The organism is Mycobacterium bourgelatii, from assembly GCF_010723575.1.
Classification (GTDB): domain Bacteria; phylum Actinomycetota; class Actinomycetes; order Mycobacteriales; family Mycobacteriaceae; genus Mycobacterium; species Mycobacterium bourgelatii.
Genome location: NZ_BLKZ01000002.1, coordinates 684,162 through 710,351, shown reverse-complemented (window position 1 = coordinate 710,351; position 26,190 = coordinate 684,162). Strand labels below are relative to the sequence as shown.

18 protein-coding genes and 5 pseudogenes are annotated in these 26,190 nt (G+C 64.5%); 12 read left to right on the top strand and 11 right to left on the bottom strand.

The features are described 5' to 3' along the window. Window positions 1–25 precede the first annotated feature (25 nt). On the bottom strand, window positions 26–916 hold the full coding sequence (locus G6N68_RS28205; protein WP_163719433.1) for an NAD(+)/NADH kinase: 891 nt from the start codon (window positions 914–916) through the stop codon (window positions 26–28). Beyond that, complete coding sequence (locus G6N68_RS28200; RefSeq protein ID WP_163719432.1) at window positions 913–1,914, bottom strand: SPFH domain-containing protein; 1,002 nt, start codon at window positions 1,912–1,914, stop codon at window positions 913–915. The genes G6N68_RS28205 and G6N68_RS28200 overlap by 4 nt, the downstream gene beginning before the upstream one ends. A gap of 82 nt (window positions 1,915–1,996) precedes the next feature. Between G6N68_RS28200 and G6N68_RS28195 the strand changes: the two genes are divergently transcribed. Beyond that, complete coding sequence (locus G6N68_RS28195) at window positions 1,997–2,701, top strand: NUDIX hydrolase (protein ID WP_163719431.1); 705 nt, start codon at window positions 1,997–1,999, stop codon at window positions 2,699–2,701. Here G6N68_RS28195 and G6N68_RS28190 read toward each other — a convergent pair. The 4 genes from G6N68_RS28190 to G6N68_RS28175 form a co-directional block, all read right to left on the bottom strand. Further along, window positions 2,688–3,356, bottom strand: a complete 669-nt coding sequence (locus tag G6N68_RS28190) for an NUDIX domain-containing protein (RefSeq protein WP_163719430.1) — start codon at window positions 3,354–3,356, stop codon at window positions 2,688–2,690. The genes G6N68_RS28195 and G6N68_RS28190 overlap by 14 nt on opposite strands. A 23-nt stretch (window positions 3,357–3,379) precedes the next feature. Then, a complete protein-coding gene (locus G6N68_RS28185; protein ID WP_371871746.1) occupies window positions 3,380–4,915 on the bottom strand; it encodes a nicotinate phosphoribosyltransferase in 1,536 nt (511 codons plus the stop codon). Further along, window positions 4,912–5,838 (bottom strand): phosphoribosyltransferase family protein, encoded by a 927-nt coding sequence (locus G6N68_RS28180; RefSeq protein WP_163719428.1) that lies wholly within the window; start codon window positions 5,836–5,838, stop codon window positions 4,912–4,914. The genes G6N68_RS28185 and G6N68_RS28180 overlap by 4 nt, the downstream gene beginning before the upstream one ends. A gap of 81 nt (window positions 5,839–5,919) precedes the next feature. Then, window positions 5,920–8,289, bottom strand: a complete 2,370-nt coding sequence (locus tag G6N68_RS28175) for a Tex family protein (protein WP_163719427.1) — start codon at window positions 8,287–8,289, stop codon at window positions 5,920–5,922. Window positions 8,290–8,554: 265 nt separating this feature from the next. On the opposite strand from G6N68_RS28175, the gene G6N68_RS28170 reads away from it, so the two are divergent. The 7 genes from G6N68_RS28170 to G6N68_RS28140 all read left to right on the top strand — a co-directional run bounded on the left by G6N68_RS28170 (window position 8,555) and on the right by G6N68_RS28140 (window position 16,987). Then, window positions 8,555–8,983, top strand: coding sequence for a cupin domain-containing protein (locus tag G6N68_RS28170; RefSeq protein ID WP_163719426.1), 429 nt, complete (start codon window positions 8,555–8,557; stop codon window positions 8,981–8,983). 131 nt (window positions 8,984–9,114) lie between these two features. Then, window positions 9,115–10,776: a catalase gene (locus tag G6N68_RS28165; protein ID WP_163719425.1), complete on the top strand. Its 1,662-nt coding sequence runs from the start codon at window positions 9,115–9,117 to the stop codon at window positions 10,774–10,776. An 11-nt stretch (window positions 10,777–10,787) separates the two neighbouring features. Then, window positions 10,788–10,991 (top strand): zinc-ribbon domain-containing protein, encoded by a 204-nt coding sequence (locus G6N68_RS28160; protein ID WP_163719424.1) that lies wholly within the window; start codon window positions 10,788–10,790, stop codon window positions 10,989–10,991. Window positions 10,992–11,359: 368 nt separating this feature from the next. Further along, window positions 11,360–13,393: a toprim domain-containing protein gene (locus tag G6N68_RS28155; RefSeq protein ID WP_163719423.1), complete on the top strand. Its 2,034-nt coding sequence runs from the start codon at window positions 11,360–11,362 to the stop codon at window positions 13,391–13,393. A 19-nt stretch (window positions 13,394–13,412) separates the two neighbouring features. Next, complete coding sequence (locus tag G6N68_RS28150) at window positions 13,413–15,563, top strand: DNA gyrase subunit A (protein WP_163719422.1); 2,151 nt, start codon at window positions 13,413–13,415, stop codon at window positions 15,561–15,563. 111 nt (window positions 15,564–15,674) lie between these two features. Further along, on the top strand, window positions 15,675–15,974 hold the full coding sequence (locus G6N68_RS28145; protein ID WP_163719421.1) for a hypothetical protein: 300 nt from the start codon (window positions 15,675–15,677) through the stop codon (window positions 15,972–15,974). Next, window positions 15,974–16,987 carry a hypothetical protein gene (locus G6N68_RS28140; RefSeq protein WP_240356025.1) on the top strand — a complete coding sequence of 338 codons (1,014 nt, stop codon included), beginning with the start codon at window positions 15,974–15,976 and terminating at the stop codon, window positions 16,985–16,987. Before G6N68_RS28145 ends, G6N68_RS28140 begins: the two co-directional genes overlap by 1 nt. On the opposite strand, the pseudogene G6N68_RS28135 reads toward G6N68_RS28140, so the two are convergent. From G6N68_RS28135 to G6N68_RS28125, 3 pseudogenes are all read right to left on the bottom strand, one after another. After that, window positions 16,929–17,201, bottom strand: a pseudogene (locus tag G6N68_RS28135) (IS256 family transposase); the annotation flags it as partial. The gene G6N68_RS28140 and the pseudogene G6N68_RS28135 overlap by 59 nt on opposite strands. 64 nt (window positions 17,202–17,265) lie before the next feature. Beyond that, window positions 17,266–18,995, bottom strand: a pseudogene (locus G6N68_RS28130) (IS1634 family transposase). A 165-nt stretch (window positions 18,996–19,160) separates the two neighbouring features. Next, window positions 19,161–20,212 (bottom strand): annotated as a pseudogene (locus G6N68_RS28125) (IS256 family transposase); the annotation flags it as partial. Window positions 20,213–20,935: 723 nt separating this feature from the next. On the opposite strand from G6N68_RS28125, the gene G6N68_RS28120 reads away from it, so the two are divergent. Next, window positions 20,936–21,145: a hypothetical protein gene (locus G6N68_RS28120; protein ID WP_163719419.1), complete on the top strand. Its 210-nt coding sequence runs from the start codon at window positions 20,936–20,938 to the stop codon at window positions 21,143–21,145. 108 nt (window positions 21,146–21,253) lie between these two features. Beyond that, window positions 21,254–21,619, top strand: a complete 366-nt coding sequence (locus tag G6N68_RS28115) for a hypothetical protein (protein ID WP_163719418.1) — start codon at window positions 21,254–21,256, stop codon at window positions 21,617–21,619. A 363-nt stretch (window positions 21,620–21,982) separates the two neighbouring features. Here the strand turns inward: G6N68_RS28115 and G6N68_RS28110 are convergent, their stop codons facing one another. Next, window positions 21,983–23,617 carry an IS1634 family transposase gene (locus G6N68_RS28110; protein WP_163719417.1) on the bottom strand — a complete coding sequence of 545 codons (1,635 nt, stop codon included), beginning with the start codon at window positions 23,615–23,617 and terminating at the stop codon, window positions 21,983–21,985. A 278-nt stretch (window positions 23,618–23,895) separates the two neighbouring features. On the opposite strand from G6N68_RS28110, the pseudogene G6N68_RS31925 reads away from it, so the two are divergent. Together G6N68_RS31925 and G6N68_RS31710 are read left to right on the top strand one after the other, a co-directional pair. Next, a pseudogene (locus tag G6N68_RS31925) lies at window positions 23,896–24,090 on the top strand (IS1096 element passenger TnpR family protein); the annotation flags it as partial. A 137-nt stretch (window positions 24,091–24,227) separates the two neighbouring features. Further along, entirely contained in the window at window positions 24,228–24,572 is a 345-nt protein-coding gene (locus G6N68_RS31710; RefSeq protein WP_275900028.1) for a plasmid pRiA4b ORF-3 family protein, read from the top strand. A 7-nt stretch (window positions 24,573–24,579) separates the two neighbouring features. Here the strand turns inward: G6N68_RS31710 and G6N68_RS28100 are convergent. Next, window positions 24,580–25,901, bottom strand: a pseudogene (locus G6N68_RS28100) (ISL3 family transposase). Window positions 25,902–26,190: the final 289 nt, after the last annotated feature.

The following is a 26,190-nucleotide window of genomic DNA, read 5'->3' as shown; positions in this document are numbered from 1 at the left end:
TAATCGAGGCCCCAACTCAGAATTGTCAACGCACCAGGCGCAGCCGCTGTTGGGCCAGCCTCAGCGAGAGCCGTTGTCCCCACGAGACCGCCAAAGCGTCGCTTTCGATGCCGTCGCCGAACACCACCAGGCGGTCCGACTCCACGTCGACGGTCAGCGTCGCCGCGGCCAACTCCCCTTCCACCAGGGACGTACCGGTGGCGGGCGACGGCCAGGCCTCACGAACGAACCACGCGAGCCGGGACTCGGTCGGGCCCGGTAACGCGATACTGCTATGGCGTTCTTCCCAGACCGACCGACACCAGCCGGTCGCGCCGGTGCCGGTTGAGACGATCAGTCCCGACGATGCTTGCCGCTCGGCCCGTCCGTCGGCCAATTTGATTGTGTAGCGCGCGGTTTGATGGCTGACATGACCGACGAAGATCTCGTTGACGGCCAGTAGCTGCTGCCCGTCGTCGGTGTCCGCCGCGACCATGGTGCGCGGCTCAACGTCGGCGGCACCTTCCGCCGCGGGCCGGATCAGCGCAACGGCGTTGTCGGGCGTGTGTGGCACCAGCACGCCGGCGTTGCGATCCCGTTCGGGGTTGACGCCGATCACCGGCTGGCCGTCGAGATATTTCGCAACATTGGCCACCAGCCCGTCCTGGCCGACCACGACGACGACGTCGTTGGGCTCGAACAGAAATCGGGACAGGTCTTGGCGTTCGACGCGGCCGCGACGCCAGTCGGTCGGAATCGCCGCGGCGACGGTGGCAAGGGCCGCTTGAGTGCGCCGGTGCCGCGCTTCGAGCTCATCGATGCTGCGCCCCCGGCTGGACAGAAAGAACGCGGCCTGCCCATGGGTGCCGTGTCGGGCCAGCGCATCGTCGAGCTCGGTACGTCGGTGCACCAGGATCGCTCTCGGGGGCAATGTCATTGGGCAGCTCCCCCAAGGCGGGCCAGCACCGGCGCCAGCAGGTCCGGCGTCAACACCAAGTGCTCGATCTTGGGCAGGCTCGCGGCGAGCTCCTTGACCGCCAGGCCCAATAGGGTGGCCTCGGACAAGTCACGGTAGGCGGCCAGTCGCGCGGATTCGGCCGCGGCCTTCGCGTCGCCGACCAGCCGAATGGCTTGGGCCTTCACCTCGGCCAGTTGTACGTCTCGGCGGGCACGAGCTTCGGTGGCGATCGCTTCGGCCGCCCAGACTTCCTGGGTTTTCAGGCGGTCGTTGATGCCGTCCTGCGCAACCAATTCCTCCCTGCGACGGGCCAATTCGATCTTGGTCTGCATTTCATTCTCACCGATGGCCCGTTCGCGCTCCACGGCCAGCGCGCGGCGTTCGAACGTCGCGCGGTCCGCCTCCTGCTGCACCTGTTCCCGGGTCGGGGTCTGCAGCGCGCGTTCCACCTCTGCCTCGGGGCGTATCGCCACCACCCGAACACCCAACACCGCGATGCCCGTCTCGGCGAGCCGGGTGTCGCCGGCCAGGCCGTTCGTCACTCGATCTCGTACCGCGCTGATCCCGTCCGCCAGAACCGCAGTCAACGTGGTGCGTGCCAGCAAGTCCAGGCCGTGCTGCTGAGCGGATTCGGTAAGTATCCCGCCAACCTGTTCCAGGGGCGCCGACCGCCAGTTGCCGGTTTCGGTGTCGATGGAAAAGTCGATACGCTGCGCGGCCAGCGTCGGATCGACGATGCGATACGTCACGGTGGCCTGGATGGTCACTTCCTGGAAATCGCTTGTCCTGCCGCGAAATAACAGCGGCAGTTCTCGGTCGTCGAGCGGAATCTCGGACATCGCCGCGGTCAGTGGCAGAAACCAGAATGCCAACCCCGGCCCGTCGTGCGCGAGCTTGCCTCTGCGCACCGCCCGGACGTGGGCCGTCTGCTCGGCCCGTAGGTGACGTAGCAGTGGGTAGCGGGTGATGACGGCCATTGGGGCCACCTCCTTAGTTATCGTCGATATGACGATAAGCGCGGGAGTGGCTTTTCGTCAATACGACGATTAGTCTGACCGCGTGCCTTACGATCCGAAGGACTATCCGCCGGTCGCGGTGTCCGTCGACCTCGTGGCGTTGACGATCCGGGACGACGAGTTGTGCGCCTTGGTCGTCCAGCGCGGAGAGGAGCCCTACGCGGGCTGGTGGGCGCTGCCCGGCGGATTCGTCCGCCCTGACGAGGATCTCGACGAGGCTGCCGCGCGTGAACTGCAGGAGGAGACCGGGGTGTCCGCTGCCCGCCTGCATCTGGAACAGCTAGCCAGTTACGGTGCGCCGCAACGTGATCCTCGGATGCGGGTGATCACCGTCGCGTACCTGGGCCTGGCGCCCGACCTGCCGCGGCCGGCCGCAGGCGGCGATGCTGCCGGCGCACGCTGGGCACCGGTATCCGAACTGTTGACCAGCCGGCTCGCCTTCGATCACCGACAGATCCTGACCGACGGTGTCGAGCGCGCACGGGCCAAGCTCGAGTACACCCCCCTCGCGACCACCTTCTGCCCAGCTGAGTTCACCGTGGCCGACTTGCGGCGGATCTACGAGATCGTCTGGAACACCAAGCTGGACAGTCGAAACTTCCACCGCAAGGTCACCGGTACCGCGGGGTTCCTCGAACCCACCGGGCGGACGACCACCCGCGATGGTGGTCGCCCGGCGCAGCTTTACCGACCGGGCAACCTGCGTCTGCTGCACCCGCCGATGACGCGTGCGTCTAACTTGCCTTGAGTGTCCTGGTGAAGACGAGAGCTGGTCTGCCGGCGCCGGTTTCGCGACGACGACTGTGGTCCGGGTGATACATGCCGCAGCGGCGGAGGCGTGACCCGATGGTGCTCTCACTCGCGTCGGGGTCGCAGGCCCTGGCCAGTGCCATGGCCTCCGCCATGGTGGTGCTTTCGCCGAGCAGCGCGTAGGTCAACGTTGGATCGGTAAACAGCCCGGTGCGGATCTTGGCCAGGGCGGCGCGAACCATCGGTGAATGCCCGAACGGCATGTCGTCAGGGACGTCATCGATTCGAAGCGCGCCCGGTGTGCCGGCGGGAATCCGAACTCCGACCACGATGGAGACGGTGTGCCCGCGTTCGTCGCGGCCCGGATCACTGACCACGTCCAGAATCGCTACGCCACCGACAATCTCGGCGCCCACCTTCTCCCGGGCAATCCGGCGCGCGGCCTGTTCCACCGTCTCTTGATTCCAGGCCGCCAACAGGCCTCCGGGCAGGGTCGTCGCGCCTCGGTGCGGCTCGCCCGCGCGGGTGATCAGCGCGATGCGGACAACGTCGACATCCTGGGTCAGGGCCACCAAATCGACCGAAAGCCAGGTGCCGTGGAGGGGGTGGTTCCCGCCCTTGTAGACCAGGTTTGTTTCTCGTAGCGAACTCATCACAACTCCCTGTTCGCGCTCGGTCAGCTGGTGCGGCTGCGGTAAAGCTTTGTCTCGCGCTGCAGTTCGTCCCGCACCTCGGCAAATGACAACTGCCGCAGCAGATTCCCGTTTTCGTAGACCAGCTGTAGTTCTTGATTTGCTTCCTCGTCGGCGTTTGCGTGCTCGATCAAGTACGGAAGGCCGTCCGGGGATCGCCGGACCGCCAAGCGGCCGGTGGCGGACTTCTTCGTCCCGTCGTCGGTGACGGGGTCCTTTTGGATGTCTCGGCCTTCCCCGTTGATCTGCACCCACGTCGCCTTCATCGCCATCTTGAATGTGTCGCGCGTCTGGTATTGGTAGGTGAAGCTGCCGTATCCGAATACGACTGCGGTGGAGGCGAATCCCTGTCGGATCAGGTTGGCCGTGATCGCATCGGCGCGCTCGAAGTTGATCGAGTCGCCGTAGATCGCGCCAACCTGCGGGGCGAGGTCCCGAAATCCTTTGTCGTTGACGACGGTGCCGAACTCGTCGGCCAGCAGGTTCACCACGCCCCGACGTGCCGGGCTGCCCTCCGGCGCATTGGGGTCACCGCACAGGATCAGCTCGGGATCGCCGCTGTCGGGCCGGATGACGACCTTTCCGTCCCGTGCCGCGATCTTCTCCTTCAGTCGGGGCAGAAAATCGGTGCACACCTGCCAAAGGTCGTAGGTGTCGGACACGATGGACACGATGCCGCTGGGGTAGAGATCCAAAAGCCTTTCGAATGTGCCGAATTCGGTGTCACGGCCGCCCGCGCACATGACGCTGTGCTCGGTGGCCGGGCAGGAATTGGCGACGATGCCGTTGTCGCCCGGGTAGAAGCGCTCGACGTATCGGATCGCGGACAGGGTATCGGTGCCGCGGAAGCTCAGCAGATGTCCGGCACTGCTAGCGGCGGCGGCGTACATGCCCGCCATTCCCCTGCAGGAGAAGTCGTGACCTTGGAAGTCGACGGCGTCGGGATCACCGGAGGCTTCGGCACGCTCGTCGAGCAGGGTGCGGTTTCGCCAGGCGATGGTTGCGCTGGTGATCGGCTGCCACAGCTCTGCGGAGAGTTCGGTCTCCAGGTAGTTCGTCAGCCAGAACGCCCGCGGGTCGGTGTTCTCGATCGTGAAGTACGGGACCCGCAACGGGACCAGGGCGCCCTCACGGAAGGCTTTGACCCGTAGGGGAAGGTGCCCGATTTCGTGTAGCGTTCGGAAGTGTTCCGTGCCAACGTCATTGCTGCCCAGCAGTCCTGTGACGATGCTGTCGTACTTTGCCAGCACCGCATCCAAGGCCTTGGCGTCGAGGCTGAAGAATTCGTTCCACCGCTCGGTGATCTGGGTGAGCAGAGCCTGTAGCCCGAAGAAGACAGTCACATCGACGCCCGGAATTCGGGTGCCACGCGCCGTGAGGTTGGAGAACACCACTTCGGTGCCGTCCGGGTACTGCCGCCGGTGATCCAGTTTGTACGCATCGGTCGCCAGCAGTGTGTCCACAACGCGGTTGACGGCGTCGTTCATGTCGGAATCCTGTCTGCGTAGTTGTGTGGTCATCGGTCGGTTGAGGTCAGCTGCTGCGCGCCGTTGAGGCGGCTCACAGCCGCGGCGATCCAGGGTTGGAGTGTGATCACGTGAATCTGGTTGTCCCGCAGGCTGGCTGCCACCGCGGTGCCCAGCGAATCGGTGGTATAGATGCGGCGGTATGGCGCGCGGGCTTCGGCGGAGAAATTCGGCTTGGTGAATCCGCCGTGAGTGACCCACAGATCCAGCACCACACCCTCCGGCGCTGCGCCAGCCAGCAGTGCGAAAGTCCCTCCGCCATCGAAGATATCGTCGACGACCAGGTAATTGCCGGGCGCAAGGTCGGCGTCGAGTGAGTAGCGGGTGAGGTGTCCCGTTTCTGGGTCGCGGTTCTTGCTCGCTGTGTAGACCGGCAGGTTCAGCGCCGTGGCCACGCCCGTGGCTCGTGCGACCGCGCCCTTGTCGGGGCTGATGACACCCAGGTATTGCGACGCACCCCCGTTCGCGGCGAGCGCGCTCTTGACGATGTCGCCGAGTGGGAGGACGTGCTCACGGATCTCCGGTCCGTGGGCTCGCATGGCCGCCAGCCAGACGGGGCTGTGCGGGTCGACGGTGACGATGTCGGTGATGCCGGCGCCCGCGGCCAGTGTTGCGTTGACGACGGCCGGGCTGGGTATGTCTTTGTCACCGCGCGCACTGGGCAGGTATCCGAGCGCCAGCACCCGCGGTTGCTCGGGGAACAAGCTCTCGACCAGTACAGACCACGCCTTGACGAGCGCCCAGTCCGCGGTGCTGCGCCGGATCTGCAGGATCTGCACGGTCCCCGGGATCGCTTCGGTATCCCGTATCGGGCGAACGGTGAGGTCTCCCATCGGGTAGGAGAACACCTCGAACGCCTGTGCCTCGATCAGTCCCGCGCCGTTGAGTACTTGGAACTGGTAGCCGTCGTCGCTCATGCGGACACGATAACCGGAATTTCTCGCAAATCCAAATTAATTGTCGTCGCAGTGCGGCCGGGCGGCTGGCGCTAGTTGTCGTCAGTTCCCAAAACCAGCTTGCCGCAACGCTTCTGCCATTGATCCCATGGGTTGGCTCGGCGCGCCCCGGCCGGCATTCTTGCCACGGCCCGGGTTCGGTCGCGTCCCTTGGCCCCTGTTGCCGGTCGCGCGTGCGGCACCTTTGCGGTCGGTGCGGTCGGAACGCGCCGCTCGATCCTGCTGGGGGGTGTCATTGAGCCGCAAACTCAGCCCGATCCGCTGACGTTCCACGTCGACGGAGATCACCTTCACCCGTACCACCTGGCCGGACTTCACGACCTCGTGTGGGTCAGACACGTAGCGGTCGGACATCGCCGAGACGTGAACCAGGCCGTCCTGATGAACACCGACATCGACGAACGCACCGAAGGCCGCGACGTTGGTCACCACCCCCTCCAGGACCATGCCCACCTTCAGGTCGGCCACCTTCTCCACCCCGGCGGCGAAGGTGGCGGTCGAGAACGCGGGCCGCGGATCGCGGCCGGGCTTTTCGAGCTCGGCGAGAATGTCGGTCACGGTGGGTACGCCGAACCTGTCGTCGGCAAAGTCCGCGGGCCGAAGGGATCTCAACGTCCGCTCGTTGCCAATGATCTCGGCGAGGGTAATGCCCAAGCGATCCAGGATCTTTCGGACCACCGGGTACGCCTCGGGGTGAACACCGGACGCATCCAGGGGATCCTCGCCATCACGGATCCGCAGGAAGCCCGCACATTGCTCGAAGGCCTTGGGGCCCAGGCGCGGAACGTTCAGCAGTGCACTGCGGCTACGGAACGGCCCCGTCTTGTCGCGGTAGGCGACGATCGCTTCGGCCAACGACTCCGAGACTCCGGACGTACGCGCCAGAAGCGGGACTGAAGCGGTGTTCAGGTCAACACCGACCGCGTTGACAGCATCCTCCACAACCGCGTCCAGACTGCGGGCGAGCATCCCCGGCGTCACATCGTGCTGATACTGACCGACGCCGATCGACTTCGGGTCGATCTTCACCAGTTCGGCCAGCGGATCTTGCAGGCGGCGCGCAATCGACACCGCCCCACGCAGTGTCACGTCGAGAGTGGGCAACTCGTAGGCCGCATACGAAGAGGCGGAATACACCGACGCGCCGGCCTCACTGACTAGAGCCTTCGTTGGGGCATCACCGCCGGCAGCGCGGATATCGGCGATCAACTCGGCGACCAGGGCGTCGGTTTCGCGCGATGCGGTCCCGTTGCCGATCGCGACCAGCTCCACGCGGTGCCGCTGGATCAGCGCCGCGAGAATCCCCTTGGCCAAATCCCATTGCTTTTGTGGCGCATGCGGGTAAATCGCGCAGGTCTCCACCACCTTGCCGGTGCCGTCCACGACAGCCACCTTCACGCCGGTTCGGTAGCCGGGATCCAGGCCCAGCGTCGTGCGCGCGCCCGCGGGCGCCGCGAGCAGGAGGTCCTTGAGGTTGGTCGCGAACACCGCTACCGCCTGTTCCTCGGCCCGCTGCCGCAGTCTGAGTCGCGCGTCGACCTTGGCAGAGACCGTCAGCCTGGTACGCCACGCCCAATCCACGGTGGCGGCCAGCCACGGCGTCGCGGCCGCCGATGAGCTCATGTCGATGCCCAGGGACTGGGCGATCATGGCCAGGTACGCCTCGTCGTCACCCCCGTCGAAGTTCAGCGACAAGATCCCTTCCTTCTCACCGCGCAGGACGGCGAGCACGCGGTGTGACGGCATCTTCTCGAGCGGCTCGTTGTACTCGAAATAGTCGCGGAACTTCTGCGCCGCATCGCTTTTCGCCACGTCGTCCGACGTCGGGGTGGTCCGAAGCGAACCCGACGCCCAGAATTTCTCGCGGACGACGCCGACAAGCTCTGCGTCTTCGGCCGCACGCTCGGCGAGAATGTGGCGCGCCCCCTCGAGCGCGGCACCCGCGTCGGCTACTTCGGTGGAGAGAAATTCCCCCGCTACCTGCTCCGGGACGAGCGTGGGGTCCGCTAACAGCCGGTCGGCCAGGGGCTCGAGTCCAGCCTCGCGAGCTATCTGCGCCTTGGTCCGCCGCTTGGGCTTGTAGGGCAGGTAGATGTCCTCCACGCGCGATTTGGTTTCCGCCGCCATCAGGGCGGCCTTCAACTCGTCGGTGAGTTTTCCCTGTTCCTCGATCGAGGCCAGCACCGCATCGCGCCGGTTGTCGAGCTCTCTCAGGTATTGCAACCGCTCCTGCAGGGTCCGCAGCTGACCGTCGTCGAGACTCCCGGTTGCCTCCTTGCGGTAGCGGGCGATGAACGGAACGGTCGCGCCCTCATCGAGCAGTCGCACAGCAGCGGCTACCCGGACCTCCTCGACAGCCAGTTCCTCAGCGAGACGGGCGTTTACAGATTTGACGGTTGGGTTCTGAAGCACCCGACGACTGTACCGGTCGGACTTCCGACACGCTTGGCTCCCTCCACACATCACACCGCCAGCCTTGCCGTCCAATCGCGTCACCGTTGGGGATCGGTCCGAGTTTCGGAATGTGTTTGCGCTCATCAGCATTGGCTTTGCGGGCCCGGCGGTGGCGACCTCACTCGCCACGCGACCCGGGGGGTTACCCGGGTCCAAAAGCTCGCCGTCGTTGCTCTACTTGTCCCAGGTCGACCCGGCGGCGGACGACGAACGGAGAGACGACATGAGCCGACTGAACCCTGCTGAGACGATCATTAATCTCCCCGAGGACATTCGCTGGGAATCACCGCCGGACGTGCCGGCCCGATCGGTGCAGAGGACAATGCTGGCGGGCGATGAGAACCTGGACGGTCAATACCTGGTGCTGATGAAGTGGTACCCCGGCTACATGAGCGCACCCCACTTCTATCGCACCGACCGGCTGTGCGTGGTGGTCTCAGGCGTCTGGTGGTGCAACAGCGGGGCCGACTTCGATCCGCACGCCGCAGTCCCTGCCGGACCGGGCTCCTTCGTCAAACGCGTCGCAGGAACGCCGCACTACGACGGCGCGCACCCCGCTGCCGACGAACCGGCCGTCATCGCCGTCACTGGGATCGGGCCCGTCGACCAAGTATGGGTCGACCCGTCGCAACCTTGGCTGCGTCGCTTCTGATGTCGGGTGCCATAGCGCCCGGGTGTTTCATTACCGCGCCTGCGGGTACGCGGCGATCACGAACCCTGCCGAGGGGCCGACCGCCTCGTACGCGGCAATGGCCCCGACTGCCTCGATAACCCAGGAGCAACATGACTGACGTGTCCTCAATCCCGCCCGATCCCGACGACACTCGCGACATCCTCACCGACCGGCAGGGCCACCCGATCTACGACAACCAGAATCAACGCACGATCGGTGCGCGGGGGCCCGCGACGCTGGAGAACTACCACTACCTGGAAAAGATCAGCCATTTCGACCGGGAACGGATTCCGGAGCGGGTTGTGCACGCCCGCGGCTTCGTGGCCTACGGCTATTTCGAGGCCACCGGCAAGTGGGGCGACGAACCGATTGCGAAGTACACCCGGGCCAAGTTGTTCGCCGAACCGGGCAAGCGCACCGATTTGGCCATCAGATTCTCCACCGTCATCGGTGGGCGCGACTCCTCCGAGGCCGCGCGGGACCCCCGCGGATTCGCGGTGAAGCTCTATACCGAGGACGGCAACTGGGATCTGGTGGGCAACAACCTCGGCGTTTTCTTCATCCGCGATGCGGTGAAGTTCCCCGACGTCATTCACGCGCTGAAGCCGGACCCGGTCACCTTCCGGCAGGAGCCGGCCCGCATTTTCGACTTCATGTCTCAGACCCCCGAGTCGATGCACATGCTGGTAAACCTGTTCTCCCCGCGCGGGATCCCGGCCAACTACCGCACGATGCAGGGCTTTGGCGTCAACACCTATCGATGGGTCAACGCCGACGGGGAGACCCACCTGGTCAAGTACCACTGGATGCCGAAGATCGGAGTGAAGAGCCTGACCGAGGCTGACGCCGCCGCGATCCAGGCCGAAGACGTCGGGCACGCCAGTAAGGACCTGTACGAGGCCATCGAGGCGGGCGACTACCCCGAATGGCAGTTGTTGGTCCAGATCATGACCGACGAAGACCACCCCGAGTTGGACTTCGACCCACTCGACGACACCAAGGTGTGGCCGGAGAACGAGTTCCCGCCGAAACTGGTCGGCAAGATGGTGCTCAATCGCAACGTCGAGAATCACTTCAACGAGAACGAACAGAGCGCCTTCGGGACGGGCGTGTTGGTGGACGGCCTTGAGTTCTCCGACGACAAGATGCTGGTCGGGCGGACGTTCTCCTACTCCGACACGCAGCGCTACCGGGTCGGGCCCAACTACCTGCAGCTCCCGGTGAATCAACCCAAGAACGCGAAGGTGTCGACCAACCAGCAAGGTGGGCCGATGCAGTATCGGGTGGACAACAACGGCGCCAACCCGCACGTGAACTACGAGCCCTCCATCACCGGCGGCCTACGCGAAGCGAGCAGTCGGCGGACGGACGAAGTGGGGCCCGAGATTTCCGGGCGCTTGACCAGCAAGCGGATTCCGCTGACCAACGACTACACCCAGGCCGGTCAGCGTTATCAGCTGCTGGAGCAATGGGAGAAGGACGACCTGGTGCTCAACTTGGTCAACGGCATCTCCGAGGCCGTGCGCGAGGTACAGGAGCGCATGGTGTGGCACTTCCTGATGTGCGACGACGAGCTGGGGATCCGAGTCGGCGAGGGGCTGGGCATCACGCCCGACGACGTCCGTCACCTGGAGCCGCTGAAATCCCAGACCCTCACCGAGGAGGAAGAGCAGCGTCGCGCCAACCTTGGCAAGAACGGCCCGCGCGACGTCGAGGGGCTGACCATGACGCACTGTGTTCCCAACGAACACGTGTCGGTCGCCCGTACGTAGGGAACCTGACCGTGTTGCTTTTCTTCAGCTTCGGCAAGAAGCAGAAGTACCTGGGCCCGGGCGAAACGCGGACCTGTCCGAACTGCAACAACACCACGCAGTGGACGCGGATGCGCGAATTCAACCAACTCTCGGTGTTCTTCATCCCGGTCGCGCGCTGGAAGCGCCGGCAGTTCGAGGTGTGCGGCATTTGCGGTACCGCCGCGGCCGTGTGAGCGCTCACCCTTTGCGGCGCCCGCTTGGCATCATCACGTAGCGTGTCTCACGACCTAAGCGAATCTTCCTCGGTTGCGCCGTCTTTCGTGAGATTTTGGGCACGTCGGACAGACCTGCATGCAGCCAGAACTGGGGCAGCGCTGCCCTGTCCGTGGCTTCTCGAGCGACGTGTCCGTAGCGGCTCACGATCCTCGGACTAAGCCGCGTCGATGGGGCCCGATGTCAGTGGCGCGAGGCAGAATCGGTACACCGCTTACTCGGGCGTCGGCGCGGCGGGAGCCATCCCGTCGCGCGGCGCGCGACACTCCAACGGGATCCGATCGCTGCGGCGGCGGCCTTCGGGGAGGCCTCAGGGAAAGGACCGACAGTGAGTTACAACGCCGCGGACATCACCGAACTCGACGATGTGCAGCACACGCGCCTGCGGCCGGCGGTGAACCTGGGTCTCGACGTGCTCAATACCGCATTGCGCGAGCTGGTAGACAACGCGATCGAAGAGGTCGCTGATCCCAGCCACGGTGGTTCCACCGTGACCATCACCCTGCACGCCGACGGATCGGTCAGTGTCGCCGACGACGGCCGCGGCTTGCCTGTCGATTCCGACCCGGTCACGGGTAAGAACGGCATCGTCAAGACACTGGGCACGGCGCGGGCAGGCGGCAAGTTCTCCGCACACAAGGATGCGACGAGCACAGGGGCCGGCCTGAATGGGATCGGCGCTGCCGCAGCGGTGTTCATCTCCGCGCGGACCGACGTGACGGTGCGCCGGGGCGGAAAGACCTTTCTGCAGAGTTTCGGCGGCGGCTACCCCGGCGTGTTCGACGGCAAGGAGTTCGATCCGAACGCCGAATTCACCCGCGCCGATACCCAGAAACTGCGCGGCTCTGCTAATCGGAAGCCGGAGGCGCACGGCACCACGGTGCGCATTCTGTTCGATCCGGCCGTGGTGCCCGATTCGACCGTCGATATCGGCGAGGTATTGCTGCGGGCACACGCTGCCGCACGGATGTCGCCGGGGGTGCACCTGCACGTCATCGACGAGGGCTGGCCCGGCGAGGACGTCGCACCCGCATTGATCGAACCGTTCAGCGGCCCATGGGGTACCGACGCGCTGTTGGACCTCATGTGCACCGCCGCCGGCACTCCACTACCGGAGGTGCGCGCAGTCGTAGAAGGCCGCGGCGAATACACCACCGGACGCGGCGCCACCCCGTTCCGCTGGTCGTTGACGGCCGGTCCTGCCGAACCCGCCACCGTGGCTGCGTTCTGCAACACCGTGCGCACCCCCGGTGGCGGATCTCATCTGACCGCTGCCGTCAAGGGTCTGTCCGAAGCTCTGGCCGATCGCGCCTCGCGCATCCGTGACCTGGGTCTGGCGAAAGGTGAGGACGGCCCGGAGGCACAGGATTTCGCGGCGGTCACTGCGCTGGCCGTCGACACCCGCGCCCCCGATGTGGGATGGGACTCGCAAGCCAAGACCGCAGTGTCGTCGCGGTCGCTGAACCTAGCGATGGCGCCGGACGTCGCACGCAGCGTCACCATCTGGGCGGCCAACCCCGCCAACGGCGACACAGTGTCGCTGTGGACCAAGCTGGCGCTGGAGTCGGCGCGGGCCCGGCGCAGTGCCGAGGGCGCCAAGGCCCGGTCGCGCGCGGCGTCGAAAGCCAAGGGGCTGGGCACGAATTTGTCGCTGCCACCGAAGCTGCTGCCCAGCCGGGAGACCGGCCGCGGGTCGGGTGCCGAATTGTTCCTGTGCGAGGGTGATTCCGCGCTGGGCACGATCAAAGCGGCGCGCGACGCCACATTCCAGGCGGCGTTCCCGCTGAAAGGCAAGCCGCCCAATGTCTATGGGTTCGCCCTGAGTAAGGCGCGGCTCAAAGACGAATTCGATTCGATCGAACGCATCTTGGGCTGCGGAGTGCGAGACCACTGTGACCCGGAACTGTGCCGCTATGACCGGATCCTGTTCGCCTCCGACGCCGACCCCGACGGCGGCAACATCAACTCGAGCCTCATTTCAATGTTCCTGGACTTCTACCGGCCCCTCGTCGAAGCCGGAATGGTCTACGTGACGTTGCCACCTTTGTTCGTGGTCAAAGACGGCACGCAGCGCATCTACTGTCAGGACGAGTCCGAGCGCGACGCCGCGGTGGCCCAGCTACGCGCTACGTCCAAACGCAAAGTGGAGGTACAACGCAACAAGGGTCTCGGCGAGATGGACGCCGACGACTTCTGGAACACCGTGCTGGATCCGCAGCGGCGCACCGTCATTCGGGTGCATATCGACGAAAGCAAGTCCAACTTGCACCACTCTCTGTTCGGCGGGCCGCCGGAAGGGCGGCGTACGTGGATGGCCGATGTCGCTTCCCGCGTGGACACCTCAGCGCTGGACTTGACTTAAAAGACGTAGGAGAAGCACCGTGACCGCGACCCTGGAAGTTCCCGAACAGAACCCGGACCTGGTGCTCGACCAGAGCGCCGACGACTACTGGAACCACTACCAGCTGACCTTCGCGCTCTACAGCGTCAGCGACCGCGCCATCCCTTCGGCGTTCGACGGCCTCAAGCCCGGCCAGCGACGTCTGCTCTACCAGATGCACGATTCGAGGCTGCTGCCCGGCAACAAACCGCAGAAGTCGTCCAAGGTGTGTTCGGCGGTCACCGGCAACCTGCACCCCCATGGTGGCGCGTCGATGTACGGGGCCGCGGCGCTCATGGCCGCGGAGTTCCAGCGCGTGAAAGTCATTGACGGACAAGGCGCATTCCCCCGTATCCAAGGAGACATTCCCGCCGCCGACCGCTACACCGAAATGCGACTGTCCGCCCCCGGCGCAGCGCTGACCGCCGAACTCGACGATCACGCCGTGCCCATGGTGCAAACCTTCGACGGTGAATGGATGGAACCGACGGTGCTGCCGGCACGGTGGCCGGTGCTGCTCTGCAATGGTGCCGTCGGCATCGCCGAAGGTTGGGCCACCAAGGTGCCGGCACACAATCCCCGCGAGATCATGGCCGCCTGCCGGATGCTCTTGGCCAAGCCGAACCTGTCCGATGACGCCTTGTGCGAACTGATTCCCGGCCCAGATTGGGGATGTGGATCCACGGTGGTCGGCACTACCGGGCTGCGTGACTACCTGACCACGGGCCGCGGTTCGTTCACGGTGCGCGGCACGATCTCGGTCGACGGGAAGAACTGCATCATTACCGAACTACCTCCCGGTGTGGCCAGTGGGACTGTGCAGGAAAGGATCCGGGCCCTCGTCGAATCTGGCGAAATGTCCGGCGTGGCCGACATGTCCGATCTGACCGACCGCCGCAACGGGTTGCGCATCGTGGTCACCGCCAAACGCGGCCACAGCGCCGAAGCGATCCGTGAGCAACTGCTCGCGCTGACACCGCTGGAGTCGACGTTCGCTGCCAGCCTCGTCGCCCTGGACGAGGACCGAGTCCCACGCTGGTGGTCGGTACGCGAACTGATCGCCGCGTTCCTGTCGCTGCGGGACTCAGTGGTGGTGCGGCGCAGCGAATATCGGCTGGAAAAGGTCACCGCGCGGCGCCATTTGGTGGCCGGCTTGATGATCATCCACTTGGACATCGATGCCGCGGTGGCGGTGATCCGCGGCTCCGACACGGTCGATGAAGCCCGGCTGGGCTTGCAGGCCCGGTTCGGGATCGACGCGGAGCAGGCCGATTACGTGCTGGGGCTGCAGCTACGCCGTCTGACCAAACTTGACGTGATCGAGCTGAAGGCCGAGGCGGAGAAGCTGGAGGCCGAGTTCGCGGTGTTGACCGATCTGGTGTCGAATCCGAGCGCGCGCCGCAAAGTGATCAACAACGAGCTGAAGGAAACGGCAAAGCTGTTCGACGGTCCCGAGTTCGACCGCCGCACGGTGCTGGATTCCTCGGCCACGCCGACGGCATCGGGTTCCGATGACGACGGGCCGCGCGAGCGGAAGGTCAATGCCGGCTGGCGCCTGGACGACCGTGGTGTCTTCTCCGACAGCCATGGCGACCTGCTGACGTCAGGCCTGGGTTGGGCGGTGTGGACCGACGGGCGCGTCAAGTTCACCACCGGTGCCGGTCTGCCGTTCAAGATCCGCGATATCCCGGTGGCACCGGACATCACGGGACTTCTGCGGTCGGGTGTGCTCGCAGCCGGGTCACATCTGGCGCTGGTGACCCGGCGCGGGAAGGTGCTGCGTATCGACCCCGCGGCGGTGAATCCGCAGGGCGCGGCCGGTAACGGCGTGGCCGGAGTGAGATTGACGGCCGGTGATCCTGGTGACGAGGTCATTGCCGCGTTGCCGGTCTCCTGTGCAAACGGGGAGGCTATCCTGTCGACTTCCGAAAAGGGCTGGAAGGTAACAGAAGTCGCCGATATCCCCGTGAAGGGCCGCGGCGGTGCCGGCGTTGGATTCCACCCGTTCGTCAGCGGCGAGGATGCGCTGCTGTCGGCGTCGATTTCCGTGGCTGGGTTCCTGCGCCGCGGGAAGCCGGTGCGTGCGGAGAAGCGCGCGAAGGCTTCAATCAAGGGGGCTAGCACCGACGTGACGCCCGCGACTACGGAGTAACGCTTCTGCCGCTCGCGTCGCCGCATAGCCACCGCGATCCGAGCGTCATCGAGGGTCAGGTCCTCTACGAGTGAATAGCATGCCAGGCGGTGCCCGCCTACACTTCCGCGGATGACGGAATGGGGTGAGTTGCGGATATCTGTTGACGAGCTACGAATAGTGGCCAGTCGATGGGAAGGACTTAGCGCTGAACGCAACATGTGGGCACAACCGGCGTTGGGTCCGTCATGTCAGCCCACCACCGCCGCGGTCGATGCAATTAACACGGCAATCGGCACCGCCGGCGCGGCGCTTACAGCCCGGACACATGACACCGCAGTCGCGGTGGCGACGTCCGAGTTCAGCTACAGCGACAACGACGACGCTGCTGCGACGGCGTTCGCCGTTCTGCGGCAAACGGTCTCGGTGTGATGCTGCCAACCCTTGCACAACTGCGCGCCTGGGACACCGACCATTTGATCAACGCGGCCAACTATTGGACCGATACCGCCGATCAATGGGAAGAAGTGTTCATACAGCTGCGCAACGAAGCCCACTCCGTTGCCTGGAGTGGAGCCGGCGGCGACGCGATACGAGAACGGACTACAGCTGACCTGTCGATCGTTGACGGCAAGGTAACCCAATTGCGTAACGCAGCAGCGCTCGCACGCGCGGGCGCCGGGGACATCAGCACAGCACTGCGAAGAGTCATATACGCCGTCGAAGATGCCCAGAATGCCGGCTTCGACGTGGGCGATGACTTGTCAGTGATCGACACCCACGAAAGCAGGACTGCGACAGGGCAAATCGCCCGGCAAGCACAGGCCCAAGCGTTCGCCGGAGGCATCGGCTCGCACGCCAGGCACCTAGTCGGCATAGAGCAAGCCATCGCCGAAAGGCTCACCGCGGCTGCTGGTGATGTGGACAACATCAACTTCTCGTCGGCCGCTAACGCCAAGCGCAAGAGCAACTTCCGTCAAGTCGACTGGACACAGGACGGCAGCGGCGGACCCCCACCCCCGTTTGCCCCGTGGGACATCCCTGATGGAACACCACCGGCGTTCACCGGCGATACGAACAGAGTTCCGCTCGCGCCGCTCACAGCAGTGCCGAAGCCGCTGGAAGACTTCACCAGATACCAACTAAATGGTCATCCGATCCCCAATCCGCCGGCGCCAAACGTCACGGCCACCGAACTGCGCCTGGCTCTTCTGCGGCAGCGGATTGACTACGACAAGTTTGTGGAATGGTTCAACACGACCTACGGGGGCAATGTCAGCCAAGCCGAGCTACTTCAACGTATCGCAGCCTTTGACGCCGCCGCGATAGGAGTCGCTACCAGCCTTCCGATTCGAGGAATTGTCAATAGTTGTGGATCCGCGTGTTTCAGGCGACCTCCGATCCGGCTGATGCGGCCTCGACGGCGGATGGTTCTGGCGGGGTGATGTCGGTTGGTCGTTCGAGGAGTTTGCCTTTGTGGAAGACGGCTCCGGCGCGGACCAGAGCCACCAGATGGGGTGCATTGACGGCCCGCCAGCGGGCCTGTGCGGCGTCGATCAGCTTGTAGGCCATGGCGATTCCGGCGGCGCGCGATCCGGGTCCTTTGGTGACTTTGGTCCTCAAACGCACTGTGGCAAAAGTGCTTTCGATCGGGTTAGTCCGTAGTTCCCCCTGGTTTGGTGATGAGTGTGCCGTGACCTGGGGTTTTGTGTTGTCTGCATGACTACTTGTAGCCCAGGCGGTGGGTGAGGCCGAGTAGTTCGAAGGCGTGGTGTTGTAGTGCGGTGGGGGTGGTGAATTTGGTGAACGTGGGCATGTCGTCGGCGGGCTGGATGTGGCTGGCGCAGATGGTGGCTAGGTCGGCGAGCAGGCTGGTGAAGCTGTGCACCGGGGTGTCGTCGGTGGTGCGTTTGCGGGAGGCTTTGGCTAGGGCGGCATCGGAACGTTGAGCGGGGGCAACGGGGTTGGTGCGTTTGGCGGCGGCTGCGGGTTTGTCGTGGTCGCGAAACAGCAGGGGGGGCCAGGGCTTGTTTCATGTGCCAGCTGATGTAGTAGGACAGCATGCGTAGGAACATGTGGGCGCGGACCCGGTCGGCGAGGTGGTGGCGGATGGGTCGCACGTCAAGTTCACTGTTGAGGGTCCGGAAGAAGCGTTCGACGTCTTCGAGTCCCTTGTAGCGCAACACCACATCGTCACGGCCCAGGGCGGATTTGGGCAGGTTGGTACGCAGCACGTAGATGCCGTCGAGGGCGGCTTCGGCGGCGATGGCGTCTTCGTTGCGGGTGAAGGTGAATGAGTTGTCGGTGATGGTGATGTGGAAGTGTTTGGCCATCTTGTAGTGGTTGATCACCTTGCCTACCCGTAGCGCGATATCGTCTTTGCCGCGCAAGGGTCGGCGGGTTCGGGTGGTGGCGTCGGTAATGGCGGTGAGTTGTTTTCGGTGGCGGCCAACAGGTCTTGGCGTTTTGGGTGCGCTTTTGAGCTAGAGCGGGTTGTGGCAGCAGACCAGGCGTTCGCCGGGATAGTCCGGGGAGTTGATCTCAGCGAGGTCGTGTTCGTCGAACAAGCTCAGCTGCAGGGCGTCGGCTTGCACAAGGGCCTTGATCTGCGGGCGCGCAGCGCGGTGATCCAGTCCAGACCGGCAGGGCGTAGTTCCTCGGTGATGCGCGCGCTGGTGATCATGCCGCGATCGCCGACAAGGGCCACCCGCGACAGTCCGAACCGGTTTTTCAGCTTATTGATTTGGGCGGTCAACGTTTTCGGTCAGCGGTGTTGCCGTCGAACACTTCGATGGCAACCGGTATCCCGGCGGTGGTGGCCAGCAGCCCGTAGACGATCTGCAAACGTCCTTTGACCCCGTCACGGGCGTGTCCGATCTTGCCCAGGGGGCAGGTGCGGCCCTCAAAGGCCGCCGAGGACACGTCGTAGAGCACTAGGGTGCCATCGTTCAGATGCCGGGCGGCCAGCGCGGTTTCGATGGCATCTTTGCGGGCCAGCGCCCAGTCCATCGCCGCGTACAGGTCGTCCTCATCGGCCCCACTGACCCCCAGCACCTCGCCCAGTGAGCTGGTGGCGGTCTGGGTGCGCAAACCGCGTGCGGTGGCCAGCTTGGATTCCGGGGCGATGACCTGGGCTACCAGCATCGCGGTGACCAGGTCGCGCCGCCGCGATGGTGTCGCGTCGATGAGATCTTCGACGCCCAGGGTCCGGGCGGTGCCCAGCACTGCGGCCACGTGCCCATGGGGCAGGCTGCGGGAGACCTCAAACGACTCGGCCAGATCCCGCGTGGCCGGCAGGCCTTTGAGGGCACGCTGTAGCTTTTCCACCTTGCGCTCGGGCCAGTGTGACAAGTTGGCCAGGGTGCGTGTTTTGACTTTGCCGTTGTCGCGGTAGGACTCCCGCAACAGCACCGCTGGCGGTGACCCACGGTTGGGAACCCGAGTCACGTACATGATTACTTTATATCAACTTATCCGCGCTATATCTACGATATGCCAAGTTAACACGCCGAGCAATGCCATGATAATACATGACTACATTAGTACGCCCGCATGAACGCCAAACACCTGCTCACGAACAACATCGGGGATTCAGAACCCACTCAGCGGGGGGAACTACGGGTTAGTAGTGCGCAGGTGGATCCAGTGCTCGGCGGGGTACTTGTAGAACTCCAGGAGTACATCGGCGTCGTCGACGATCTTGGCGACCGCTTTGGGGTACTTGGCACCGTAGCCGACCTCGAAGGCCTTGATCGCGACCTGAGCCTTATCGATATCCTCGGCGTTGTAGATGTCTTTGATTGCAGCCAACGCGCCCGGGTGCGCCGACTTCGGCAGTGCGGCAAGAACATTCGATTGCTTGTGAAACCAGCATCGCTGTTCTCTGGTAGCCGGAAACACCTCGCGCACCGCCTTCCAGAAGCCCAGTGCCCCATCACCGACGGCCAACACTGGGCGGTCATCCCGCGGCGACGGCAATCGCGCAGCAGATCAGCCCACGACTCAGTGGACTCCCGGTACCCATCGGCCAAAGCGACGAGTTCCTTGCGGCCGTCAGCGCGCACGCCCAACATCACCAGCAAGCAGAGCTTCTCCTGCTCCAGGCGAACCTTGAGGTGGATGCCATCGACCCACAGGTAGACGTAGTCAGTCCCCGACAAATCGCGTTGCCCGAAAGCCTTGGCTTCGTCCTGCCACTGACCGGTAAGCCGGGTGATCGTGGTGGCCGACAAACCGGCACCTGAGCCCAGGAACTGCTCCAACGCCGGAACGAAATCACCGCTGGACAGCCCATGCAGGTACAGCAACGGCAACACCTCGCTCATCTGCGGTGACTTCCGCGCCCACGCCGGCAGGATCGCCGAGGAAAACCGTTGCCGCTGACCCGAATCAACGTCAATACGCTTGTCATTGACCCGCGGCGCAGTTACAGTCACCGCGCCCGCCGCGGTCAGCACCTCGCGCTCGTGGTGATAGCCATTGCGCACCACCAGTCGGCGCCCGTTCTCATCAACCTCACCGACATGGGCGTCGATGTAGGCGGCAACCTCGGCCCGCAACGCCGCCGCCAGCATCTGCCGAGCACCATCGCGGACGATCTCATCCAACAACGAGCGCCGGCCGGCCTCGCTGCCGTTGGCCTCATCGGCATCGTGAACTACCGTGAGCATGGGCGTACCTTCCCAACCAGCGCGCCAACGCCGGTCTTGATCAGAGCTACTGGACTTTCAGATCATCCTCGGGAAGGTGCGCCCTTTCCTACGCCGCCTCGCCGAGGCTCATCCACAAGTTCTGATCATTGCTCTTCCGATTCTTCCGGAGGGCGCTCCCGTGACGGCTGCGGCGGCTATTAATCTGCTGATATCCGGGTACCGGCTCGCCGTCGCCGACCCTGGATACGCGCAAATTCCGGTTCCCGGGCAGCCTTGAGATGACCCTATTGGCATTCGTGTTAGCGCTGACGGTGTGCGCTGGACCGTTTCTGGCGGTCATGCAGCGGGTCGCAGCGCAACTCGACGCACGCGACGCACGCGACGCAGAGGCCGACTTACATTGTGGCGCAGAGCAGTACAGACAAGTAGTTCTGCGGGTCCAACTCGGATGCGGGCTCGTATTGCTCGTTCTCGGATGGCTGCAATGGCGAAGCTACTCGGACATCGCGCCGCTAATCCTGATGTTTGCCGGCGCGATGATGACGGGTAGTAGCGCCTACCTTGTTGTACACAACCGCCGCCGACGACGTTAGGCCGTTCTAATCGGTTGACTGCGCAGGGCGGCGACACCTGGACAGACACGCGCAGACGGATGGGCTTGGCCTTCTGACCGACACCACAACATCGCACCTGCCGCGGCTGAGCCCGATCCAGCTCGCCATTTCCGCCGGCGCCCAAGAGGTGCTGGCCCGATTCTTCGCCGAGGGATTCGAAGCCGCCGCCGTCACCGCCTTCCTCGCGGTAGCGGGCAGTGCACCACCCGAAGCGCGCTACGACGTCACCTACGCCAGCGTCGACTTCGACCGCCCTTTCGGCTTCCTCGCCGTGCACCGGCCCAGCCGCCTCGCCGTCGTCGCGGGCTGGGTCAAAAGCCCCTTCCAGCCGGACTGAGCCGACCGGCGACGTCTGCCACTCCCAGCGCCTTTGCTGCCTAGATCTGCCTCAAACGGCGTCCCTTAGTTAACGGCCTGAAAATTCTGCGAGGTCTATCGTGGCCGGATGGGTTTGTTCAGTCATGAGGAGTTCCGGCACCCGGCCGACGGCGAAGGCTGCGCTAGTGGTGGGGTTGTTGAACGGGCTCGACGTGCTGAGGTGGGCGAATACGGGGTAGATGAACCTGTGGTGGTGGGTCCAGGGTTGCCGCCTGAGGATGGTTCGTGCGGTCAGTTCGCTGTGCAGTTCCACGTGTCCACGTCAATGCTGGTCGGGCTGAAACGTATTGCTGATATGCGTGGGGTGAGCGTGCCGGAGGTGTGCCGGCAGGTGATCGGAGTGTTCGTTGCCCAGCAGGAGGGCGAGCTGGGTGCACTGCTTGCTGCTGAGGCCGAGGCGGCTGAACACCGGCCGAGTTTGGGTCAGTCCTAGTCGCGCCCGCCCGAGGATCGCCGCATCAGCAGCGGAACTTTGCCAACGAAAAACGGAACCTACAGCTGGCGTGTAGGTTCTCGGGCTGCGTGTCATATCCCACCGTTCAGACCTGCGGTTACACAGGCCGTCTCACGTCATGTCATCAGATTGCCGTCTCACGTTCGTGTCATTTCCCTGGTTTCAGCCCGACGCACGGTCAATCGACAGAGCTATCGCCCCACGGGGATTTTCAGCCAGTTACCGTATTAGCGTGACAGTCATCGCTTTCCATCTAGAGGACTAGCCACGCGCGGAAACGCCCAATAAGCACCGATGTCCGTGCCCGACCGTTAGCCTGCCGCCTGAGTTAGGACATTTTGCTTAGTGCCCCGGTTCGGGGATGTTGAGGCTGGTCAGGATTTGTCGTTGGGGTTCGGGGACTGCTGGGGGGAAGGTTTCGGTGGTGCCGTTGATGGCGATGGTGGCTGAGCGCAGTGGCCGTAGTTGCTTGACGACTTTGGCAATGGCGAGGCCGGTGCGTTCTTGAATGTTGTGGGCTACGGCCAGGGCGGTGACGACGATGGTCAGGTGGGCTTCGATGGCGTCGCGGGTGCGGTGGAACATCGGTCGGGCGCGAAGGTCGCTTTTGGACATGCGAAATGAGCGTTCGACTCGCCAGAGTTCGTGGTAGTGGGCGATGACTTCGTCGGCGGGCATGACGGTGGCAGGCACGTTGGTGACGTAGCCCTTGAGACCGACCAGCGATTGTGCGCGCGCCAAGGACGCCTCGTCCAGGACGCGGTTCCCGGCCCGGGTTTTGACGAACCGGGTGGATTTGGCGGCGCGGTCGCCGTTGACCACCGCCCGCGCGCGGGCTTCCTGGGCGTAGAGCGTTTTCTGGTCGCGGCGTGCCCGTTTGGCTGAGTACGCCCAGATCGCCCGCCATGCGTTGGTGTGATCGTCGGGATTCCAGACCGGCTCGGCCCGCTGCGCCATATCGTTGACGGTGCTGTTGGCGTGCCGTGCAGTGACGGTGTCGATGATCTGCCCGTCTGTGAAAACATCGCCATGCCAGTGGAAATGTGATTCGAGATCGCCGGGGGCTTTCGTCATCCGCGATCCGACGATGAACCCCAACCCGGCCTCATCCAAGGCAGTCAGGTTCGATGCGGAGAGCATGCCCGCATCGGCGGCGATCACCATCGGCGTATCACCGAGATCATGGCGGGCCACCAAGCCGTTGATGATCGGCACCAGCGTGGTGGTCTCAGCGGTGTTGCCTTCGAAACAGCCCACCTCCAAGGGGAATCCGCTACGGTCGACCAGCAGGCCGACCACGATTTGAGGGTCGATGCGACGCTCTTTGGAGTACCCCACCTTGCGCAGGTCATCTTCGTTCTCAGCCTCGAAATACAACGTGGTGACGTCATAGAGCAGCAAGCTCAACCCACCCCGATCCGCGGCATGGGTAAAGCACTTGGCAGCGATCTTGTCCCGGTAGTTGGCGGTGTTGATCTTGGCGAGGTGACGTTGAATAGTCCTGTAGGACACAGGGTCTGCGCCCAGATCGGCCAGCACGCGGGCGGCATCGGCCTTGCTCGTGGGCTCGACGATGCGCGCAATCACCAAATCCCGGAACACCGCATCGGCCACAATGTCGAACCCCAGCCAGTCATAGACCGCGCCGAGGACGTCGTAGAGCAGACGCGAATGCGTCGCCGCGGTACGCCCTGCCGGCGCCGGCGCACCTTTGGCCGCACCCGGCGACACCGGCAAGGTGCCGGTTCGCCAGTCGGCGATGGCGTCGATGGACTGGGTCCGTGCGGGCGCCTCGATGTCCAACACGCCTTGGTCCTGTGCGGCGATCCGACGGGCCTGTTCCAGCAGGATCCCGAGCTGGGCATCGGTATGTGCCGACCCCACGTGCGCCAAGATCGTGCGCTGACCTCGATGTTTGCGAACCACCTGCACAGCCACCGCGCCCGAGGCCGTGCGTACTTTCCGCACGTACGCCACCGCCCGAAACTACCGCCTTAGTGCCCCAAACGGGGCACTAAGCGAGCGAAAGCGCAGGTCAGCGAACTAGAAATCCAAAATTCGACCGATAGTGTCCGAAGTCAGGTCTCACGTTCGTGTCATTTCCCTGGTTTCAGGGCTCTTCGCAGTTGAGGGTGTAGGACGGTCAACTGTTTTCGGCCGGTGATTGGGGTGTCTGGTTGACTGGGGGCGTGCCGGAGAAGAAGCGGAAGCTTAAGAGGAAGAGCGGGGTGCCGGGGGGCATTGTGGACCTGTCGATGCTGCAGAAGCTGATTGCCGGTGCTGGCCGGGATGTGTTCGCGGGAGTGTTCGATGAGCCAACGCCCGAGGTGCGGGCTGTGCCGGAGCGTGTGCGGGGTTTCCGGGTCCGGGTGGACCTGATGTACGCCAAGCCGCCGATTTGGCGTCGTCTGGTCCTGCCGGGCGATCTCATGCTCGATGAGCTGCATGTCGTGCTGCAGGCGGCGATGGGTTGGCAGGACGGTCATCTGCATAAGTTCGGTGTCGGGGGGGGGACCGGCGTAGGCGTGCCTACTTCGTCACTGGGTTTGATCTCAGCGAAGGCGACGACGGTGTCGTCGAGGACAGCGTGCGGCTCGATCAGGTGGTCTCCGATAAGGGTGAGCGGTTGTTCTATGACTACGACTTCGGCGATGGATGGGAGCACGTGCTGGTGGTCGAAGACGTTCTCGATGATCCACCTTCGGCTCCTGTGTGCCTGACGGGCAGGATGGCCTGCCCGCCGGAGGATTGTGGTGGGCTGGGCGGCTATGAGGAATTGGCTGCGTGGGTTCGTGGCGGGTACGACCCGCGGGCAACGCCGATGGGGCTGGGTGCGCAGGAGATGCGGGACTGGCTGCCCCGAGACTGGCACCCCGATCGTTTCTCGGTGGCCGAGACCAATGACGCTCTGGCCGTGTTGAATACGCGTTGAGGACTCTTCACTGCCGAGGTCCAAGGAGCTGGGGTCTGAATCCGCCGGTCTCGAGCAGGGATCGGGCGATGTAGTGGGACAGGTTGCGAAAGCCCAGGGCGGAGCCGCGCAGGTGTTCGAGGCGACCGTTGATGGCTTCGGTTGGGCCGTTGCTGGTGCCGGGCCGGTCGAAGTAGGCCAGCACGTCGGCGGCGCGCTTGGTCAGGGTGCGCCCGAGGGTGATCAGTTCCTGCAGAGGCCTGGGAACGCCGGTGCTCAGCGTGGTGATCAGCGCTGCCATCATGGTGCGGCCTTTCTTACGATCGGGCTCTCGGTAGGCGGCTACGGTGCGCTGATACATCTGCCAGGTGGCTTCGACCTCGGCGTGGGTGTCGACGGCGAACAACGCCGCCAGTCGGGCTTTCTGGCGGTCGGTGAGCAGATCGGCACCGGTGTGCAGGGTGCGTCGGCAGGCATACAGCGGGTCGGTCTTGCGGCCGCGGTGCCCACAGGTGTCCAACTGCACGCGACGCCGGCATTCGTCGAGGGCGTTACCGGCCAGGCGCACCACATGGAAGGGATCCATCACCGTGGCTGCCTCAGGTAGCTCTTCAGCGGTGGCGGTCTTGAACCCGGAGAAGCCATCCATGGCAACGACGTCCACGCCATCACGCCAGTCCTGTGGCCGCTGGGCCAGCCAGTCGGCGAACGACTTCTTGGAGCGCCCTCGATCATATCGAGCAGCCGGGCCGGACCAGTCCCATCCCGTACTGGGGTGAGGTCGATGATGACGGTGACGTACTTGTCGCCGCGGCGGGTGTGGCGCCAGACATGCTCATCGACGCCGATCACCGCCACGCCGTCGAAGCGGGTCGGGTCGGCGATCAGCACCCGCTGGCCTTCGGCGAGCACGGCGTTGTTGGCGGTGTTCCACGACACCGCCAGGGCTTCGGCGAGCCGGGCCACCGTCAGGTGCTGGCAGACAAGGGCTTCCAGTGCCCACCGCAGCGCTCGCCGGGACAGCTTGGCGCGTGGTTCGGCGGCCTTGCTGGTGTCTTGGCGCCACACATGAGCGCATCCGGCGCACCGGTAGCGGCGGACCGTCACCAGCAGCGTGGTCGGCCGCCACCCGAACGGCTCGTGGGCAAGCCGACGGGTGATGCTGTCACGCGGACTGCCTTCCTCGCCGCAGCGCCGGCACCACCGATCCTCTTCGACGAGCCTGCACGCCAGCACCGCGCGATCATCAGCGAGGTGCTGGCCGGTCACCTCCAACCCGAGCTCATCGAGGCGGCAGAAAGTCGTGAGGTCAGCGCAGGCGAAGCCCGCCCCACCGGTAGCGTTGGGCACGTCGAGGTCTTTCGGATGGGTGGCGTGAGAACCTCCATCTTCGAGAGACCTCGACCCCTATCCCGGCAACGACGCGCCGACAACCCCTACACCCTCATCTGCGAAGAGCCGGTTTCAGCCCGACGCACGGTCAATCGACAGAGCTATCGCCCCACGGGGATTTTCAGCCAGTTACCGTATTAGCGTGACAGTCATCGCTTTCCATCTAGAGGACTAGCCACGCGCGGAAACGCCCAATAAGCACCGATGTCCGTGCCCGACCGTTAGCCTGCCGCGCAGGCAAATCTCG